The following is a 19,858-nucleotide window of genomic DNA, read 5'->3' as shown; positions in this document are numbered from 1 at the left end:
TAATGTTTGGATGAATTATCTGTTTAATCTCTACGGAAAAAATTCAAAATATCTTTTATTAATTGGTTTTGTTCATGGCTCCGGGGCATTGTCTCAATAGGGAACCCAAGAATAACACATTTATAGTTGCCGGAATAGGCTACACCTCCACTCACTTTGCTGTTGGCATATCGGTAAATCCGAAAAGCCCCATCGCCTACCGGTTCAATGCCATCGGGTGCTTCTACCTTGTAAATTCCCGGATGATATCGGGTGTTGTATTGCACCTTCGGAATAAAATAAGGAGATGCCGGGTCGGTTGCCGTTAAAAGACCGCCATTGTCGGCATGATTGGTCATCCAGCGGTAGTGCAAAACATTTTTGGCAAAATCAATTGCCGCACTATCATTGTTTTCCACCAAGTCGGTACCAATATAGGCGCCCGATATCAGAATGTTACCACCCTGTTCGAGATATTCTTGAATCTTTGCACGGGTGGCGGATGTTAGCACTCTAAAGTCTTTTTTCGTTCGGTCATACAAAGCCGGGGTGCCCCTTTCTTCACCATAAATAATATCTATTGCAAAATAAGGATTTACGTCAAAATTTTGATTTCCAAATCGCTCATCGCTTACCGAAACAAAGGAATAACCGGCATTTCGGAGAGCCTGTCCATGCAAAAAAATGAAATCATGATTGTTGCCGGGGATGATTTTTCCTTCCATGTCGGCAAAGCTGGCACCATGTCCGGGACTGTCATCATCGAGCCAGGGTGAAGAACGATGATAATCATATTGTCTTCCGGTATGACTCAAGTCTTTGTTCCATGGTACCCCTTCGTCTTCCCACCAGGCAACCCCTGCCATTTCTCCCTCCACAAAGGCTGGAGGGGCAACCCGATCGAAAGCATTGACCACCAATACCACTTCTTTTGAGTTTTGATCGATGGATACCGAAAGCGTTTCACCAGGGAAACTCTGCCCTCCTTCATTCACAGCTCTAACTTTAAAACTGTAGATGGTACTGTATTCATCCAATTCAACAATCATTGAGGTATCAGAGGTGAAAACACCGTTATCAAAGCCATTGTCTTCCATGCGTTGATAAACTATATATCCTGTTGGAATTGCAGAAGGCTCAACAGGATCTTTTTCAGGGCTCCAGCTGAGCTTTACTTTTTTTCCTTCAACCATTTCCAATGCCATATTTTTGGGTGCGAGCGGTTGGATTACTACCGGACGACTCTCGCGAGTGGCCAGGAATCGGGCCATGCCTTTGTAAATAGCACGAGCAACAGTAAACTGAAAGCGGGGATCCAAACCATATTTCATGTCGGCCAGATTTTGATGAGACAGGAGTTCCAGCAGCATGGTCGGCACATTGGGTCGCCACGCTTCAGAGTATTGTTTGTCCCACATGGCACGGCGAGTCCATCGTTCGTTAAAAGAAAGTCTGATGTCGGAAACAATCTGTGTTTGTATCAGATCTGTAAGGTCTCGGCTGGCCAGCTTGGATGATCCATCGGGAAATTGACCGTTGTTGCGTAGGCTGCTATAGATGCCGAGCGTTCCAATTATTGAGTCATTGGGGGTGGTTCCGGCATCGGTATGGAAGGCGAAGGCCAGATCAATGGGGATGTTGAGTCCCTCAACTTGTCGATTGCCGGTAGGTCCATTGGGATTTCCCATTAAAAAGTTGACCCATTCACCGCGTGACTGGTAATCGTCATTGTAGTCGTTTTTGTTATCGTTAAGGCTATAGACTATTGAGTCGGGTATTCCCGCATATTGTAACCAGTAACGAGCCCCTTCCATCCAACGTGGCTTTCCGCTCAGTTTGTAAGTGTATTGCTCGGTGTTGTGTCGCAATTTTTTCTCCGGAAGGTCCTTGTTGTTGTTGAGAGACCATTTATTCGGGATGTATTCCTGACTCGGTCTTCTGGCCACATTGCCCATGCCGCCTCCAAAGCGAACTGCATCCGCCGAGATGGTACCTGTTGCGTTTTCAGGGGAGGAGAGAACGACAGAGCCTGTTTCCGGATTTAGCCCTTTTTGGAAATGGAAAGTTCCAATATAGATCCATGTTCCGTAGCCCATCTGTTGGTTAAGGGTAAAGCGGGTTTGGCCACCGGAATGATTGACCGTACATGGAACGTTAGTTAGGGCTTCCTCTTCTTTTCCCCAGGAGATGTAAACGGCATACTCTCCACTTTCAGGAATTTCGGGGACGTATTTTAACCTACCTGAAACATCGGGTTTAACTTTCATTTTGAGGTAAGTCCCGAGCAAAAAAGGATTTTCACCTTCGAGGAGGGTGTCCTTTGCGGCAAAACCTCTGGTCGAGTTTTGGGTCCATGCCCCATCACCAGGATTGATGATCAGCTCACTTTTGCCGTAAGAACCATCATTATCCACTATCACCTCGCGGGTTTGCGTATCGCGCTCCCGTGGCAGAAAGACAGTGGCGCCGGCATCTTCGAGCATGGGAACCAAAAAGTTTTGGGTAAAGGAAAATGGATAAATATCTTCAACCGTACCAAATAACCGTGCTCGTTGCCACTCCCAGCGATCAAGCTCTGCATCGTAATAATAGCCATGACTGGGCCATAAAGCGATATGGTTATTGCTTAAACCTTTTGAAAAAATTGGTTCGGAATGATTTGTTACCAATTTTTCTTGGGAAGAAGGTTGTTTTAAGCGGTCGGAGTTCGGTTCCCCATTTTGGTAATAGACCGGAATAAACTCTTTCAGAGGCAGCCCTTTGCAAAAAAGTTGAATGTTATAGTTTCTGAATTTGCGCCTTAACTGATCCCGAATTTGAGTGGTCAGCTGTTCTATCCATAAATATCTTATGGGAATTCTTGTAACATTTTGTGAAAGGTGAATTTTCGCTATTTTATTGTCTGAGTCGATAAAGATGGAGTCGATATCCATTTTTCCTAAATAGTCCCATCCCTGAAACAAGCTGGCAGCAGATATGTCATCCATCGCCTTTTCGGCCAAACGCAACTCTCTGGAATTTACCTGAGACTGAATGCCGGCGAAATGAAAAAAAAGAATCGCTGACATTAAGACTTTGCAGGCTGCTGATTTGATTTTGATAACATTCTTTTTCATAAAAAAAGACTAAAAGAAACAATTCCCAGTAAAATATAATGAGGAAAAGGATTTTCCTAAAACAATTTTATCCTGATAGTTTTCCGGTCAGAAAACTGGAAAATGGGTTTAAAGGGTTGGTGAACAGTTTTTATTGATATAAAAATGTGTTTTTGTTAAAGGCCCGGACTATGTTTTTTGCTGTTCAAAAATAGAAACAATTTTTAAAGAAACAAAAATATGTAATACATGTTATATGATACGAAAAACTAAACAATTTTTAGTATCTTTGCAATCGTCAAAGCAGGAAGTGAATGTTCTTTTTAAAGCAAAACAGCATCTTCCGGATAAAAAAGAAGGGTTGGAAAACCAAAAGTATAATATATAATACATCCTTTGTGTCATGATACTTATTGCCGATAGCGGATCCACAAAAACGACCTGGGGCCTTCTGAATATCGATACCGGTGAAACAGAATATATCCAAACCAAGGGAATAAACCCTTACTACCAGGACGAAGATACCATATTAAAAACGTTAAACGAAGAATTTCGATCTACGCAGCGTCATTTTGAATCCATTTATTTTTATGGAGCAGGATGCGCCAATCCCGAGATAAATCAAACTGCACACAAAGCATTAAGCCGTTTTTTTCAAACAGATCACCTGGAAGTGACCAGCGATTTGATGGCGGCGGCTCATGCCTTATGCGGGAAAGCGGAGGGCATTGTTTGTATTCTGGGTACCGGTTCCAATTCATGTTATTATAATGGTGCCGAGGTGGTGGAAAATGTAGCCCCCTTAGGATTTATCCTGGGAGACGAGGGGAGCGGTGCCGTCATTGGCAGGAAGCTCTTGTCGGACATCCTGAAAAATCAATTGCCCACGGAAGTAATCGATCTGTTTTATCGCTTTTATAATATCGATTCGGTGGAAATACTTCGAAATATTTATAAAGAGCCTTTCCCAAATCGGTATGCGGCAGGTTTTACCCGTTTTATTGCCAAATATATTTCTTATCCATCCTTGCGGTTCTTGGTGAAAACTTCATTCGAAGAATTTTTGACAAGGAATGTATTACAATATGAAAAGGCAGGTACGCTTCCGGTTCATTTCACAGGAAGCATCGCCTTTTATTTTCAGGAAATCTTGAAAGACTGCCTGCAGGAAAGAAAGCTTATCCCCGGTAAAATTATCAAAGAACCTATGTCGGGGTTAATTGACTATCATGCCAATGTTTAATGGTTGATAAAGAGTAGTTCTGTTTTTAATATCATTCAAGTAATAAAGAATAACAATGTCAGAAAAGAATAAATTTACGCTCAGTATTACCGAATCGCCTTCCAGATTTAAGAATTTGGAGAAAATGGAAGTCGCCGATCTGATTAGGAGTATTAATGAAGAGGATGCTAAGGTTCATTTGGCTGTAAGAAAGGCTCTTCCTCAAATTGAGAAGCTGATTGAGCGAGTTGTGGGGCGAATGAAACAAGGGGGACGTGTTTTTTATCTGGGAGCAGGAACCAGTGGCCGATTGGGGGTGTTGGATGCTTCTGAGTTGCCACCAACATTTGGTGTTCCTGATACACTGGTAATAGGGCTGATTGCCGGAGGAGATGTGGCCCTCAGAAAAGCTGTGGAAAATGCTGAAGATGATCCCGAAATGGCATGGCAAGAATTACGCGAGCGAGATATTAATCAATTGGATACAGTAATCGGTATTGCTGCGTCGGGAACTACACCCTATGTGATTGGAGGGATTCGCAAAGCCAGAGAAAACGGACTCCTGACAGGTTGTATAACCTGTAATCCCGGTTCAGAAATAGCAAAGGTGGCAGAATGTCCCATTGAAGCAATTGTAGGACCTGAGTTTATCACGGGAAGTACCCGCTTAAAAGCAGGAACCGCACAAAAAATGATTCTTAACATGATCACCACCACTTTGATGATTAAGCTCGGAAAAGTCAAAGGCAACAAAATGGTCAACATGCAGCTTAATAACCAAAAGCTCATTGACAGAGGAACTCGTATGCTGATGGAAGAGTTAAAAATCGACAGAGAGACTGCCAGAGATTTGTTGATCCGTTATGGTTCCGTGAAAAAAGCTATGGATGAATACCAAAAAAGATAACTATGGTCAGGGCTGCCCGGTTGTTATTTGAAAACTTTTTTCAGATATCTTTCATAAACCTCATGGTTTCTGATGACCAATTTTTCGGTTTCAAGATAAGCCCTGTCTTCATCTTGATCCTCAACGGCCGCAAGAATTTGTTTCTGGGCATTCATGGTAAACTCCTTTTCCCCTTCCACGTTGGCATAAATGAAATTTCGCATGCGGGGCAGAAGAGAATAAATAGGTTCCAGACTAATGATCACAATGGGATTACCAGTAGCTTTTGTCAAATTCATGTGAAAGCGATTGATGGTGTCCACTTCCTGTTGGGTGTTGTCTGGGTCGCATTGTTCAAGATCAGAAATGTTATCCTTCAATATTACAAGGTCTTCTTCTTTGCGGTTACGGGCCGCCAGACGAGAAATTTCAGGTTCGAAAATACGTCGAACTTCAATAATCTGAGATATAAGATTGGAGTCAAAACTCAGGTCGTAGTAAAGATTCAAAGATTTTATGGCATCTTCAATTTTAATCTCAGAGACATACATTCCGCTTCCTTTGCGGATTTCTATGAGGCCCCGGGCATTCAGTCGGCGAAGGGCTTCTCTCAGAGCGGTACGACTTACTCCAAAGAGTTCACAAAGTTCTTTTTCGGAAGGAAGTTTGACGCCTTGCACCAGTTTTTTTTGTCGTATAGCCTCTTCAATCTTCCGCTCTATCTTTTGGCTCAAAGTCTGCGTAGTGCCTATTTTACTGAATATTTCGTCCATCAATCTGTCTTGAAAATTTAAAGAAATAACACACAAATATAGACTTTTTATTCCGTTTATGAAGGTTTTATGTTGAACTTTTATTTTTGCAATACGTCATACATGTTGTCGTGATACTTTTGATTTGAAGAAGAAAACCTCCTTCCGGTGAGAAATGTTTTTCAAATCAATGTGGTTAGTTAATCAAGTTATTAAACGTATAAAACAAATTCATATGACAAGATTAGTAGATTTTTCGAAGCAGTCCATTGAAAAGCTACCGCTTCAGGTTGTTAACAGCAAAGAGGAGGGCGCTAAATTTGTTGCGACCATAATTGCCGATTTGATTAAAGAAAAAGAAGCCCAAGGCAAGAAAACCGTATTGGGACTTGCGACAGGTTCATCACCGATCCTTATTTATAAAGAATTAATAAGGATGCATAAAGAAGAGGGGTTGAGTTTTAAAAATGTAGTGACATTTAATTTGGATGAATATTACCCCATGAGCCCTGAATGCAAACAGAGCTATGTGAAATTCATGCACGAAAACTTATTTGATCATATCGATATTCCCCGTGAAAATGTGCACATCCCCGACGGTACCGTAGAGCTTCCCCAAATGGAAGGGTTTTGTGCCGAATATGAAGAAAAAATTAAGTCGTTTGGTGGTATCGACTTCCAATTGTTGGGTATTGGACGATCGGGGCATATCGGTTTTAATGAACCGGGCTCAGCAATTAATTCAACCACACGCTTGGTAAAACTGGATCCGGTAACAATTGGGGATGCCGCCAAAGATTTCGGAAATAAAGATGCTGTTCCAACCAAAGCTATCACAATGGGGATTAATACCATTCTTAGTGCCAGAAGAATTGTTTTGGCGGCTTGGGGCAAAAACAAGTCTTTAATTGTTAAGAAGATGATTGAAGGACCTGTTTCTTCGGATGTTCCTGCTTCTTTTCTTCAGCTTCACAATGATGTTCTTGTTATTTCCGATCATGATGCGACCGCGGAATTGTCTCGTAATAAAGCACCATGGCTTTATGGTATGGTTAACTGGACTCCCAAAATGATCAAGAGAGCTGTAATATGGCTGAGTCTAAAAACAGGGAAACCAATTTTGAAGCTCACTGATGAAGATTATAAATCGGAAGGATTGACCGATCTGCTGGCCTTCTATGGGAAAGCTTATGATTTAAATATCAAAGTTTTCGGGCAGATTCGTGATACCATTACCGGATGGCCAGGCGGGAAACCGGGTGCTTTTGAAAAAAGCAGACCAGAACGTCCTGAGCCGGCGATCAAAAGGTCGCTCGTTTTTAGTCCTCACCCTGACGATGATGTGATTTCTATGGGAGGAACCTTGCTTCGCTTGGCAGATCAGGGCCATGATGTACATGTGGCTTACCAAACTTCCGGCAATATAGCCGTGGCTGACGATGATGCTCTTCGGTTCTCAACCTTTGCGGTGGATTTGCTGAAAAGCAATGATGAGGAAAGTCGTAAAATTGAGGAAGAGCATCAGAGGCTGATTCAATTCCTGAAAAATAAAAAGCCGGAAGATGTGGATACCCCATTTGTTAAAGATATTAAACGATTGATAAGACAAGGAGAAGCTCAGGCGGCATGTCGTTTCTGTGGAGTGAAAGAAGAGAACGTTCATTTTCTTTACCTGCCGTTTTATGAAACAGGAGAGATCCGGAAGAAACCTATGTCGGAAAAGGATGTACAAATCGTAATAGATCTTCTGAGAAAAATTCAACCACATCAAATATTTGCTGCGGGTGACCTCCAAGATCCACACGGAACTCATGAGGTATGCCTTCAAATCATCCTGGCTGCTCTGCGAAAGATAAAAGATGATGGCGATGAATGGCTGAAGGACTGTTATGTGTGGCTTTATCGCGGAGCTTGGCAAGAATGGGATATTGAAGATATTGAAATGGCCGTACCAATCAGCCCTGATGAATTGATGCGAAAACGCAAGGCGATTTTTAAACATCAGTCACAAAAAGATTTCCCTGTTTTTCCTGGCAAAGACAGACGTGAATTCTGGCAGAGGGCAGAGGATCGTAACCGAGCTACCGCAAGACTCTATGATAAACTGGGATTAACCGAATATGAGGCTATTGAAGCTTTTGTTCGATATCCGATCGATGATGAAGAGTCTTTTTTGAAATAATCAAGGATTTAATGTGTTGTATTTGAGTTGAGTGTAATTGTTTGAAAACTCAGCTATAAGCTTATTGATTAGAGGCTGTCCAAGTGGGCAGCCTTTTTTCTTGATGGATTTTCTTTTTCCCTTTTTGTGGGGCTGTTCGTTTGGCATAAGATATAAAAACGAAGCAGGAATAGTAATTCTTAATATTAACATCTATTTATACAATTCAGGAACAACTTTGGATTAGATTTTATAGTAAACCGCACCTTCGTTTTCTAAAAAAATGTATAGATAGAGGGGGATATTTGTTTATCTAAAAGTGGACAATTCAATACTCTTGCCTAAAAATGCTGTATAGCTCTTTATTTTTAAGCCCTTCTTGTTTTTGGTTATATTTTAAACATCCTTTACAATTTACCTCTGTATCCACTTCTTAGAATCATTCGTCCACTCAAAAATGATAATGCCAGCGTAAATTAGCAATAGAAAACAGTTTTAACCAACTTTTTAGTTCTCATCAAAATAATGAAGAATACGAATCATTCATTTGTCGAAAATAGTGTGACAATTGGCGTATCAAAATTTGAGTACAGCGACTAGAGTGAAAATGTGTGCTCAATTGGTAGTTTATTGTCAGTTCTTATACTGTGTACAATTGCTATTACATTAAAGCAAGAGTCGAAATATTAGTCTACCAAAACCGACGTAAAATACAAACAAGAATAAATAAAAATGATTTATGAAAACAACAAAACTAATGAGTTGTGCCTTGTGCGCAGCGTTAATGGCAGTATTGGGCCTAGTTGGATGCGAGAAATTAGATTCTTATTCAATAGATGCGCCTACTGACCTGCAGAGTAGAATCGATTCCATTGCAGATGCGAAAGCAAGTATAGATACAGGTGACACTACATACATTGACATTGCTAAGGCAATTGTCGGACCAGAAGATAATAGTGCCGCTTGGTGGGCTGAATTCTCTGACTATTTCACCATTCCTACCAACAAGCTTCTGCATTTGGAGTTTGTAAACCACAGCTCTGGTGATAACAATTGGAATAACTGGAGTCTTGCTTTGGTCAATGTAGCAGATCGCGATGCGGATGACTATGCAGAGTATTTTGTTCTTCGCTCGGATGCATACGGATGGGGTAACGATGATTTTGATCTGAGCATGATCTCCCATAACTACCCGGATCTTGATGGAGATGGTGATATCTGGAACGACTTTCGCAGTACCATGCAAGGAGCGTATGTTACTTTGGAAATTGACCATTCTCCTACGGGGATTGCCTTTGTAACCGCCACTGCCATTGGGATAAATGAGGTAGAACTGGTCGAGACCTATCAACAACCGGTTTCCGTCACTGAAGATATCGTGGCTTTTTTAGTTTGTGATGGCAGCCATTTTGAGATGAAAAAAGCATTTCTCCTACCTTCTAAAGTCACTTCTGTAGAAGACGTTAATCCGGTTTCAATCACTGTTGATGGAATGCCTGCATTTGTTGAAATAGGTGATGAAGACTTCTGGGGTGATGCAATAGCTACTGTTACTTTCGAAGACGGTTCTTCTACGCAGGTTGATACTGCCGATTTATCATTCAACGTTATTCCTGATATGACCTCATTGGGTGAAAAGACTGTAATAGTTTCTTATAACTTAACTAAGCAAGGTGAATACACCCAGGCTGTTTCAACCTATTATACGCTGGAAGTAACCAACTACGTATCAAGTATTGAGGTTACTACTTTACCAGACATTTCAACATACTATTTTTTTAATAGTGATTCCATTCTGTTCAACCCTAAAGGTATGGTCGTAACTGGTACTTATTCAGACGAAACAACATCTGTCTTAGCGAATGAAACGCTTGATTTCGGTAAGATTCCTGCTGTAGAAGGTTCTCAGAATGCTGTAATTTCCTATGTTGGGGCTACAAGCACGGTAACTACTACTGTTCCATTGACACTTGTAAAAGGGGTCGGTCAGGTCGGTGCTACTGACTTTTCGACCGCTTGGTGGACGGAATTTTCTGATGACTATTCAGTCGCATCAGGGGAGAGTAAAACTCTTACCATGTATTGTTACTCGGACAACATTGAAAATTGGCACAGCCCCAGCACGATACTTCGCAAAGCTGACATGACTGAATATGGGGTAGTTAGAATGGATAACTTCGGATGGGGAGATGGTTTTAGCACTGCTACCTTAACAAATGATTGGAATTGGGATGTTTTTACCTCAAACATTAATGGGTCTAAGATAGTCATCACCATTACAAACAATGGTGACAATACAGCAGATGTGCTTTATAATGTTACTTACGTATACGGAGAAGCACATTTCCAAAGTTATGAGGGGATTACAGTTGATAGCTCTGATTTAAATTGTGCACTAGTCGTAGAAGGGGCTTATATCGTGTTTGTTGAATAACCACTTGAATAAAAAAAATTAAATCATGAAATATTTCAATTTAATACTATTTGGATTATTGGTAATCTCGCCTACAATCTACGCAGAAGGCAATCACCATGCAAATCAAATATCCGAAATTCAAACAGACAATATTACAGTAAAAGGTATAATTGTTGACGAAAACGGTGAAACGCTTCCGGGTGCAACCGTACAACAAAGTGGCACAACAAATGGTACTATTACCGATATTGATGGGAATTTTTCCCTATCAGTCCCTTCAGATGGTACCCTTTTAATATCTTTTATAGGATATAAAAGTATTGAAGTAAGTGTTGGAGGAAAAAGTGATCTCGGTACCATTACATTGGTTGCGGAGATAAAAGAACTCGATCAGGTGGTGGTTGTCGGTTACGGTACACAACGCAAAGTTGACTTAACCGGTTCAGTGGCTGTTGTAGATGCCGAAGAGATGAAGAAAGTATCACATTCAAACATCTCAACAATGCTACAAGGAAAAGCAGCTGGAGTCCGGATTACAACCGATGGTCAACCAGGAGCTGATCCTGTCGTGCGTATTCGTGGTATCGGTTCATTTGGTAGTACTGACCCTCTTTACGTTGTTGATGGTGTTCCTGTTGGAACAACCATTCGTGATTTCTCGCCAAATAATATTGAAAGCCTTCAGATTCTTAAGGATGCTTCTGCTGCAGCAATTTACGGATCGCGAGCTGCCAACGGTGTTGTGATCATCACTACGAAAAAAGGGAAGAAGAATCAACCCATGAGAATAGACTATAGCGGCTACATTGGTTTCGACCAGGTAGAAGAAGGCGTGTACGATGTTATGGACTCCTACCAATATGGAGAATATGTTACCATGGCTTACAACAACAGTGGCATGGATGTTCCTGCTGGATACGATCCTAACAGTGAAAAATATATCGATCCGGATGAAGTTAATACCAATTGGCATGATGAGGCGTTCAAAACAGGTGTTCGTCAGAATCACAACATCAATCTTTCAGGAGGTGGTGCCAACAATACTTACAACATCTCCCTCGACTACTATACCCAAGAAGGAACGATGCAAGGTGCAGGTCCTAATTTTGAACGTTACACTGCTCGTGCCAACAACACTATGAGCGTTAAATTTGTAGAGATTAAGACTAACTTAGTGTTTAGCCACAGTGATCAAGACAATATGGCTCTGAGTAATGCCAACGAATATGTTCAAGGTTTGTATGGTGCACAATATCCTGTAATGGCTTCGGTCCTGCTTCAACCTCCAACAATCAAAGCGTACGATGAATCGACCTGGGTGCTGGATGACAAAATTTCGGCAGCATCGGAATATACATACGATTCCTATGGTTTTGGCACCTACTACGATGACGTGCATGGAGATTTGCGTGTCACAAACCTTCTGCTTACCAATAGTCTTTTGAAAAGAAACACTATTGTTGATCGTTTCGTCGCTTCTGGTTCGGCAAAGGTTGACCTTTTAGATATGATTGGTAACAAGAGCAGCAATCACACCTTTGATTACAATCTTAACCTTTCGTACAGTAAAACCACTGCAAAGGACTTTACATTTGTACCTGCATTTATACAAAGTACATCCAACTATTTATCAAAAAGCAATGAACGCCTAACTCAGGGATATCGTAGCTATAGTGCGGCGCTTATCGAAAACTATATTAACTATGATGGTAGCTTTGGACGGCATCATATTAATACAGTTGTGGGGCAAACATTTGAACGCAATTTATTTCACACACTTTCTGGTGAAGGTGTTAATCTTCCGGAACCATACTATCTGCAAATTGACAATGCAGAGGACACATCATCAGCAACCGAGGAAACTGAAGAGGTTCTGGCCTCCTATATTGGACGTGTAAACTACAATTTCGATGACAAATACCTTGTATCGTTAATAGGTCGTTATGATGGATCAAGTCGACTTTCTGTAGATAGATGGGTCTTTTTCCCTTCAATATCTGCCGGGTGGCGTGTTGAGCGTGAAAATTTCTTTTCCATACCTAAATCGACAATCAGTCTGTTCAAGATTAGGGGGAGCTATGGCGAGCTTGGGAATGATACGAACTTAGGTCCCTACGACTACATGGATACGATGCGGAGAGGTGACTATACATATAGCTTTGGAAATAATAAGGTTACAGGTTCTGCCATATCCAACTATGTTAACGAAGTCCTTCGATGGGAAAAAAAGAAGTCCATAGATGTTGGTCTTGACCTCGCGATGTTTAACAATAAGTTAGAATTCTCTTTCGATTGGTATAAGTCAATTTCAGAAGACCTTCATACTGATGTACAGGTTCCGGTGAGTGCAGGTGCAACCAATGCAACAGTAAAGATGAACGCAGCAACTATGGAAAACTCAGGTCTTGAGTTCTTGCTTTCCTATCGTAATCATCAACATCCTGTTAAGTATGAAATTTCTGCAAACGTTTCTACTCTCAACAACGAGGTAACAAAGCTGGGCGTTTCAAACGAACCTCAGACCAATGGTTACTGCCGTACTGAGGTTGGACGTGAAGTTGGTCAATTCTATGGCTATGTATACGAAGGGATCTTTCAGTCGCAAGAAGAGATAGATACTCGTGTTAACGCAGAAGGCGAGTACATCAATCAACCAGGAGCACAACCCGGAGATGTGGCTTATGCCGACATTAACAATGATGGAGAAATTACCAACGAAGATCAACAATTTCTGGGAAGTGGTTTGCCAGACGTTAATTTCGGTCTGAATGCCCGTCTTGAATGGAAAGGTTTTGATCTAAGCATTGCCACATTTGGCGCGGCAGGTTTTAAAGCTGTGGATTTTGTTGACGTGACATTGCGCAGCTCATATGGTTCACTCAATAAGAGCGTTGATCTGTTGAATGCTTGGACTCCGGAAAACACAAACACCAATGTCCCACGCGTTGCCTACAAGTCAACGGGCTCCATCACCAACGATATGTTCAGCGATCGTTTCATTCAGGATGCATCATATCTGAAAATTGCCAACATAGAATTTGGCTATAACTTCCCTAACAGATGGTTTGGTGGCTATGTTCGCGGAGTGCGTGTTTATGTGTCCGGTCAGAATCTGGCTACATTTTCGAAATACCGAGGTTATAATGTAGACTTTGCCGGAGGTACCTTCACCCCCGGTTACAACTATGCTTCATATCCAACGCCACGAAGTGTAATGTTTGGTGTAAACATGTCATTCTAGAAACAAAATCAAAAACAGATAATTAAAATGAAAAGGTTTAAGATAATACTGATAATATTGACGCTCATTGGCGGCATGATGGCCTGCAATGACCAGCTCGATGTCACGAACCCGAACAGTCAGACTACATACGATTTTGGTGATTCAGAACCCGAACTTGAGGAGGCTATCATTGCCTGCTACAACCGTATTCGGCTAGAAGGTACATTTGCCCGTGTGGGATACACTTTAGATGCGGTACGTGGCGACGAAGTATGGAACTCCTCACAACAGTGGTATCTGGAGTACGACAACCTCAATTCTCCTGGTACCATTGAAATAGGTGATTTGTGGCCATGGCGCGACTTGTATCATGTCGTAAACCGAACAAACTTTGTTTTGTCGAAAGTTGATAATGTTGATATGTCTGAAGAATCCTATAATCAGATATCCGGACAAGCGCTCTTCCTTAGAGCTCTGGCATATTATCACCTGGCTACCTATTATCAGACTGTTCCATTGATTACAGATTATGCAGCTTATTCAGATATCAACACGATGTATGCCTCCAATAATACTCAGGATGAGGTGTTTGATCAAATAGAGGCTGACCTGAACAAAGCTATGCAAATGCTTCCGTCACGTGATGAAGGAGGCGAATGGGCTAAGGGGCGTGCCACATGTGGTGCCGCTGCTGGATACTTGGCTCGTGCTCTTATGTTTCGTCATAAATATGAAGAGGCTTATACTATATTAAAAGATATCATTGCCGGGGAGTACGGACATTATGAATTGATGGATGATTACGGTGCTAACTTCAGAGAAGATACGGAAAACAACGCTGAAAGTCTCTTCGAAGTTCAGTATATGAACTATGGAACAGGAGGTACCGATGAAGAGTGGACGCCGGTAAATATAAGCTCGGAAGCAACACAGGGGCATGCTATTGAAAGTAATTATGCCTCTCAGGAATTGGGTAGCTGGGGCGACCTGGCCGGATCAGTTTGGTTATATAACCTGTTCAAAAAAGAGACCTGTACGGATGGTCGTCTGGATCCTCGTTTATACTGGACCCTTGTTACCTACGAGGAGGAGTATAATACTTACACCGATCAAAATACGGCAGCATATCCCGATGGAGATCCACGTAATAATGTTGTTTATCGGCAAGAGATAAGTGAAACTCCACTGTCGAACAGTTCACAGGGTGGCATATCAATAGCGAAGTTTACCAATGCAAGGTCCAACTTATACAGCTCTATAACGAATGGATTGCATTGTGGTGTTAACCTGCGTCTTATGCGTTATAGTGACGTTTTATTGCGAGCCGCAGAATGCGAAAACGAAATCAATGGTCCCACTCAAACTGCGATCAATTACATTAACGAAGTCCGTCGTCGTGTTGCTCTTGAAGATCTCCAACTCTCCGACTTCCCTACGGCAGATCATCTGTTCGAACAAATTGCTAATGTTGAACGTCCTAAAGAATTCGGATGTGAAAATGGACGTGGTATTGATCTCATCAGGTGGGGATTCTTTTATGATGAATCACGTCTTAATCAATTGGTTGAACATGGATATTACAAGTTGGCACCTAAAAACGAAAATGACGAAATCATTGTCAATACCGATGAACTTAGCGCCGAAACCGCCAGCGCTTCGTCATTCCAGTACTTCTATAAGGGACATGAATATTTTCCAATCTATCAATCTACGCTTAATGCCAACCCAAAGCTTGAAGGAAACTCCGCAAATAAGAATGAAGATAACGGGCCTGCTTTCAGAGAAAAATGGAATATTCGTCCTGTTGTTGAGCTAGAGTAGTAGATATTTGCGTAATTTAAAGACTTCCTTATCGATGCACTTCTAAATATTGATAAGGTAGTTTTAATAAAAATATCAGACATGAGAATAAAACATATACTGGTTTTATCTATAAGCCTATTGCCTCTGTCGATCGTTGGGTGTAAAGATGATGATATTGAACCTGAAAGAGATGATTCTGAAGAGGAAACCGGCTTTACCATTCCAACTTACGCCGACGACTATTCCTCGATAGCATCGTGGGCAAACAGAAATGAGTGGAATCTTGCCAATGTGCACGATCCATCGGTCGCATACTACAATGGATATTACTATATGTATGGGACCGATGCTTCGTATGGAAATGAGCATGAAGGACATGGTCATTTCCAGGGTAAACGTTCAACCGATTTGGTGAATTGGGAATGGGTAGGAGGTCCTTTTTATGAGCCGCCCTCATGGGTGGCCGATTCTCTTAATGCCATTAGGTTGCGCATGGGGCTTGAAGTTATCTCCGAAAACGATATACGTTACGGGTTCTGGGCTCCGGTCGTAAGACGGGTCAATGTTGGGGGGCAAGATATTCTCCGGATGTATTACAGCATAGTTATTGATAACTACATTAAAACCGGGAAAGCCAACACGCCAAATAACTTCGATGGAAGTTGGACCGAACGGGCCTTTATCGGCATGTGCGAATCGATCGATCCCGCCGGGGCGGTCTGGACTGACAAAGGTTTCGTTACCACTTCATCTTCTGATCGTGGGTTAGACTACAGTCGGTCAAGTTTATCTGATTGGGAGGCCTATTTTTATTATAATGCCATCGATCCTACTTACATTGTTACCCCGGAAGGAAAGCATTATCTTATACATGGCTCATGGCATAGCGGCTTTGCATTATTGCAGGTAGATCCGGAGTCCGGTAAGCCTCTTAACACACTCGGAGAACCTTATGCTAACAGCGTAAGTGAGCTAACAGCCCGTTATGGTGTGAGAATTGGAACAAGAACATCTTCGTCGCGTTGGCAAGGAAGTGAAGCGCCTGAAATAATATATAAAGATGGTTACTACTATTTATTTTTGGCCTACGATGGCTTGGATATACCATACAACACGCGAGTGGTAAGAAGCACAAACATCGAAGGTCCATACTACGATATCTCCGGACGTAACTTTACTAATGGAAGAGGTGACTGCTATCCAATTGTGACCCATCCATACAAATTCAATCTTAGTTACGGATGGGTAGGCATATCACACTGCAGTATTTCCCAAAAGGAAGATACCGATGAATGGTTTTACATATCGCAAGGACGGTTGCCTCCCAACGTAAATGGCAATCCATATTCAAATGCCATAATGATGGGACATGTACGACGCATAGTATGGTGTCCGGCCTCACAAGATGAACCAGACAATCTATGGCCGATAGCATTGCCCGAACGGTATGCCGCTGTCCCTGATTACGGAACCATAACCAAAGATTCGCTTGTAGGAACATGGGAGCATATTACCCTTCGATACACTTATGGGGTACAAAATCAAGCTTCGTCCCTTACACTAAAAGCGAATGGTACTATGTCAGGGGCATTATCCGGAAATTGGAGTTACGATGCCACAAAAAAACAACTTACATTAGGAAATGTTGTGGTTTGTGTCGAGCGCGAAGTCGACTGGGAAGCAAACCCACGTAGGGTAACATTTGTTTATGCCGGAACGGAAAAAAATCTTAATGCAACATATTGGGGCAAAATGAAAAAATAGCTAAAGTTGCAGGTATTAATAGTTTTTTAGGGTAATTTCCGACGAAGAACCATTCTGGACAAAAAAAAGATGGCGTTTAATTTAGTGTGTCCGAGCACCTAACCTGAGATATAATTCAGGCTGAAAATGGGGTATGGCTCTGGAGAATAATTCTCATGCTAAAGCCCGCGAAATGAAGATGGTACATTTTCGCGGGCTTTTCTGGTAAAAATGGTTTCTTTATTATTCTTGAAAACTCCTCATTTATTTATACCAGCCAATTAAAAAAGAAGGTGCCAATGGTTAAATAAATGCCCATGCCGATGATGTCATTAAGGGTGGTAACAAAAGGTCCCGTAGCAACGGCTGGGTCTATTTTTATTTTATTTAGGAAGAGCGGAACAATGGCGCCAAATAGAGAGGCAAAGATGATAACGGAAAACATGGCCCCGGAGACGGTCAGCGTAAGTGCTTCCTGAGATCCTATAAGGGTGTTGTAAACAAATGCCAGACCAGCGAGTACCGAAGCATTTAAAATAGCTACACTTAATTCTTTCATCAACTTTTTAACGGGGGAAGCAAGTCCCATCGTGCCGGCGGCGATGGATTGGACCACAATTGCAGACGACTGAATCCCAACGTTACCACCCATAGCAGCAATTAGCGGCATAAAAAATGCAAGTTGTGGATATACATCAAGAATGCCTCCAAAGCTACCTACCACCCTTGATCCAAACAAGCCACCAATCAGCCCGATGAAAAGCCAAGGTATTCTAGCCCTGGTCAGTAGCCAAATGCTGTCCGAGGCCTCCACATCACCGGTAATACCGGAAGCCAGTGCGTAATCTTTTCCGGCCTCTTCACGCATGAAATCCACGACGTCGTCAATGGTGATACGGCCTGCCAAGCGACCGACGGGATCTACCACAGGAAGCGCTACCAGTCCATATTTGTCCATGATATTACTCACCTCTTCGGCCGGCGTGTCTACTCCCACCGATATGACATCCGGATTGTAGATGTCGCTGACCAAGGTGCCGGAAGTGCTTAACAGCATTTTTTTCAGAGAAAGCGTCCCCTTCAGGGTTCCATTGTTGTCGACAACATATACATAATAGACTTCGTCGATGTTTTCGGCCTGACGTCGCATGCTTCTTAAGCAGGTGGGAATACTCCAGTTCTCTTTCACTTTTATCAGCTCTTTGGCCATTAGGCCTCCGGCCGTATTCTCATCATAATTAAGAAGATCAACGATATCGCCTGCAACATTAACATCTTCAATATAGGAGAGGACTTCTTGCTGTCTGGAAGGCTCAAATTCAGAGATGACGTCCGCCGCATCATCGGAGTTCATCTTGTCGATGAATCGTCGGGCAATGACTTCGCTGGGAAGGGAATCTAGAAATTGCAGACGGTCATTCTCATCCAGCTCAATCAGAACATCGGCTGCTTTGTCATCGTCAAGTAAAAAATAGATGTATTTAGCCTCGTCGATGCTTATTTCTTCGAACAATTCGGCAATATCTGCCGGGTGAAGATCTTCAAGAATCCTGGAGACCGCTTCTTTATCCTGATTCTCTATCAGGGTCTTCAGTTCCTCTACAAATTTTCTGGTAAGTTCAAAATTGGCCATACCTCAGGATTTTTATTCCACAAACAAAAAATTGTCTTACATCGACCTCTCTATTATGTTGGTTAGTTTGACAAACTCTTCCACGCCAAGTTGTTCCGGCCTTTTCTGAAACAACTCACTGTTGGCAGCAACCTGATCCCCTATATCAAAACTTTTTAGGCTGTTTCGCAATGTTTTTCGCCGTTGGTTAAAAGCGGTTTTTACCACCCGTAAAAACAGTTTTTCATCACAGTCAAGTGCTTCCACATCATTTCTGGTAAAGCGAATCACCGCCGACTTTACCTTTGGGGGAGGCGAAAAAACATGTTCATCCACCGTAAACAGATATTCCGGATGATACCACGCCTGCATTAATACACTTAAAATTCCGTAATCTCTGCTGCCCGGACCTGATGTGATGCGGCGTCCCACCTCCCGTTGTACCATCCCGGTGACATATTTTACCTGATCTCGGTTTTCAAGAACTTTGAAAAATATTTGACTGGAAATGTTATAGGGGAAGTTGCCAATGATGGAGAGTTGGCCGCTAAAAAGTTCTGAAAGATTAAGTTTTAGAAAATCGGCAGAAATGGTTTTATCTCTGAGCTCCGGAAAATGTTGGTTGAGGTACGCAATGGATTCGGCGTCTACTTCAACCAGCGAAAGATCAATGTTTTCTATTTTGGAAAGATATTGAGTGAGCACACCCATCCCTGGCCCTACTTCAAGCACCTGATTGGGTGGAAGGGGCAAGGCCTCGACGATCTTGGCAGCAATGTGTTGATCGTTGAGAAAATGCTGTCCTAGGTATTTTTTGGGTTTGACTCTCCTCATCTTCCATGGTGGGGATCTATTAATGTATAACAAAACTTTTTGCCATAAGAACCGTATTTCGTAAAATTGCATCTTATTGGCGCTGCAAAGGTAAGACTTTTTATGAGGGAAAGAGTCACCACGCCCAAACAA

11 protein-coding genes are annotated in these 19,858 nt (G+C 42.1%); 7 read left to right on the top strand and 4 right to left on the bottom strand.

All coding sequences use genetic code 11. The features are described 5' to 3' along the window. Positions 1-23: 23 nt before the first annotated feature. Positions 24-3,095, bottom strand: a complete 3,072-nt coding sequence (locus ACT29H_RS06480) for a golvesin C-terminal-like domain-containing protein (protein ID WP_444820796.1) — start codon at positions 3,093-3,095, stop codon at positions 24-26. A gap of 382 nt (positions 3,096-3,477) precedes the next feature. Between ACT29H_RS06480 and ACT29H_RS06475 the strand changes: the two genes are divergently transcribed. After that, positions 3,478-4,317, top strand: coding sequence for an ATPase (locus ACT29H_RS06475; protein WP_444820795.1), 840 nt, complete (start codon positions 3,478-3,480; stop codon positions 4,315-4,317). Positions 4,318-4,372: 55 nt separating this feature from the next. Then, positions 4,373-5,203, top strand: a complete 831-nt coding sequence (gene murQ / locus ACT29H_RS06470; protein ID WP_444820794.1) for an N-acetylmuramic acid 6-phosphate etherase — start codon at positions 4,373-4,375, stop codon at positions 5,201-5,203. 23 nt (positions 5,204-5,226) lie between these two features. Here murQ and ACT29H_RS06465 read toward each other — a convergent pair whose 3' ends face one another. After that, positions 5,227-5,955, bottom strand: a complete 729-nt coding sequence (locus ACT29H_RS06465; RefSeq protein ID WP_444820793.1) for a FadR/GntR family transcriptional regulator — start codon at positions 5,953-5,955, stop codon at positions 5,227-5,229. Between the two features lie 154 nt (positions 5,956-6,109). Here ACT29H_RS06465 and nagB point away from each other — a divergent pair, with 154 nt between their 5' ends. The 5 genes from nagB (at position 6,110) to ACT29H_RS06440 (ending at position 17,301) form a co-directional block, all read left to right on the top strand. Continuing rightward, positions 6,110-8,116, top strand: a complete 2,007-nt coding sequence (gene nagB, locus ACT29H_RS06460; protein WP_444820792.1) for a glucosamine-6-phosphate deaminase — start codon at positions 6,110-6,112, stop codon at positions 8,114-8,116. 718 nt (positions 8,117-8,834) lie between these two features. Beyond that, positions 8,835-10,529, top strand: a complete 1,695-nt coding sequence (locus ACT29H_RS06455) for a hypothetical protein (RefSeq protein WP_444820791.1) — start codon at positions 8,835-8,837, stop codon at positions 10,527-10,529. A 25-nt stretch (positions 10,530-10,554) separates the two neighbouring features. After that, positions 10,555-13,752 (top strand): SusC/RagA family TonB-linked outer membrane protein, encoded by a 3,198-nt coding sequence (locus tag ACT29H_RS06450; RefSeq protein WP_444820790.1) that lies wholly within the window; start codon positions 10,555-10,557, stop codon positions 13,750-13,752. Between the two features lie 27 nt (positions 13,753-13,779). Next, positions 13,780-15,555, top strand: coding sequence for a RagB/SusD family nutrient uptake outer membrane protein (locus tag ACT29H_RS06445; protein WP_444820789.1), 1,776 nt, complete (start codon positions 13,780-13,782; stop codon positions 15,553-15,555). An 81-nt stretch (positions 15,556-15,636) separates the two neighbouring features. After that, positions 15,637-17,301, top strand: coding sequence for an arabinan endo-1,5-alpha-L-arabinosidase (locus tag ACT29H_RS06440; RefSeq protein ID WP_444820788.1), 1,665 nt, complete (start codon positions 15,637-15,639; stop codon positions 17,299-17,301). 247 nt (positions 17,302-17,548) lie between these two features. On the opposite strand, the gene mgtE is transcribed toward ACT29H_RS06440, so the two are convergent. Together mgtE and rsmA are read right to left on the bottom strand one after the other, a co-directional pair. Then, the gene (gene mgtE, locus ACT29H_RS06435; RefSeq protein WP_444820787.1) at positions 17,549-18,913 is read right to left on the bottom strand and encodes a magnesium transporter; all 1,365 of its coding nucleotides are present in this window, start codon (positions 18,911-18,913) and stop codon (positions 17,549-17,551) included. Between the two features lie 36 nt (positions 18,914-18,949). Further along, on the bottom strand, positions 18,950-19,726 hold the full coding sequence (gene rsmA / locus ACT29H_RS06430; RefSeq protein ID WP_444820786.1) for a 16S rRNA (adenine(1518)-N(6)/adenine(1519)-N(6))-dimethyltransferase RsmA: 777 nt from the start codon (positions 19,724-19,726) through the stop codon (positions 18,950-18,952). Positions 19,727-19,858: the final 132 nt, after the last annotated feature.

The organism is Thermophagus sp. OGC60D27, assembly GCF_052400625.1.
GTDB lineage: Bacteria > Bacteroidota > Bacteroidia > Bacteroidales > Marinilabiliaceae > Thermophagus.
The sequence above is the reverse complement of the archived record's forward strand: the minus strand, read 5'-3'. Positions and strand labels throughout refer to the sequence as shown.

What these genes read in the sequence shown, in the direction of transcription:
- nagB (WP_444820792.1), top strand. Translation starts at nt 6,110, where the DNA reads ATGTTTTTCAAATCAATGTGGTTAGTTAATCAAGTTATTAAACGTATA.
- ACT29H_RS06475 (WP_444820795.1), top strand. Translation starts at nt 3,478, where the DNA reads ATGATACTTATTGCCGATAGCGGATCCACAAAAACGACCTGGGGCCTT.
- ACT29H_RS06480 (WP_444820796.1), bottom strand. Translation starts at nt 3,095, where the DNA reads ATGAAAAAGAATGTTATCAAAATCAAATCAGCAGCCTGCAAAGTCTTA.
- ACT29H_RS06455 (WP_444820791.1), top strand. Translation starts at nt 8,835, where the DNA reads ATGAAAACAACAAAACTAATGAGTTGTGCCTTGTGCGCAGCGTTAATG.
- ACT29H_RS06465 (WP_444820793.1), bottom strand. Translation starts at nt 5,955, where the DNA reads ATGGACGAAATATTCAGTAAAATAGGCACTACGCAGACTTTGAGCCAA.
- murQ (WP_444820794.1), top strand. Translation starts at nt 4,373, where the DNA reads ATGTCAGAAAAGAATAAATTTACGCTCAGTATTACCGAATCGCCTTCC.
- ACT29H_RS06440 (WP_444820788.1), top strand. Translation starts at nt 15,637, where the DNA reads ATGAGAATAAAACATATACTGGTTTTATCTATAAGCCTATTGCCTCTG.
- ACT29H_RS06450 (WP_444820790.1), top strand. Translation starts at nt 10,555, where the DNA reads ATGAAATATTTCAATTTAATACTATTTGGATTATTGGTAATCTCGCCT.
- rsmA (WP_444820786.1), bottom strand. Translation starts at nt 19,726, where the DNA reads ATGAGGAGAGTCAAACCCAAAAAATACCTAGGACAGCATTTTCTCAAC.
- mgtE (WP_444820787.1), bottom strand. Translation starts at nt 18,913, where the DNA reads ATGGCCAATTTTGAACTTACCAGAAAATTTGTAGAGGAACTGAAGACC.
- ACT29H_RS06445 (WP_444820789.1), top strand. Translation starts at nt 13,780, where the DNA reads ATGAAAAGGTTTAAGATAATACTGATAATATTGACGCTCATTGGCGGC.